The 402-nt window shown below is 75.1% G+C and carries 1 pseudogene; it reads left to right on the plus strand.

Annotated features, from left to right (window positions below):
- Positions 1-379 (plus strand): annotated as a pseudogene (locus tag AVR91_RS33900) (preprotein translocase subunit SecA); the annotation flags it as partial.
- Positions 380-402: the final 23 nt, after the last annotated feature.

Raw genomic sequence — 402 nt, forward strand, 5'->3', positions numbered from 1 at the left:
CGTCGGCTTCCTGTTCAACCTCCAGGTCGAGCAGGCCGAGCCCGCCACCCCGGCGCCGGAGTCCGCGTCCGCGCTGCCCGCCGGGGTCGGCTCCGGGAACGGCCAGGCCGCGAACGGCGACGGCAGGCACGCCCGCCCGACGCCTCCGCAGGGGCCGGCGACCGACACCAAGTCCGTGCCGTCCGCCTTGCGGGGCAAGGGACTCGGCGGTGGTTCGCAGTCCGGGCTGACCATGTCGGGCCCGTCCGAGGACGGCGGCGTCGAGTCGCATTCGGACAGTGCCGGCAGTGCCGGTGGCGACCAGAGCGGAACCCGCCGGGAGCGTCGTGCCGCGCAGCGCGCCTCCCAGAAGAAGGGCAAGAAGGGCCCGCGCCGCTAAAGGCTCCAAGCGCGTGAAGGCCC

The organism is Amycolatopsis keratiniphila subsp. keratiniphila (assembly GCF_001620365.2).
Lineage (GTDB): Bacteria > Actinomycetota > Actinomycetes > Mycobacteriales > Pseudonocardiaceae > Amycolatopsis > Amycolatopsis keratiniphila.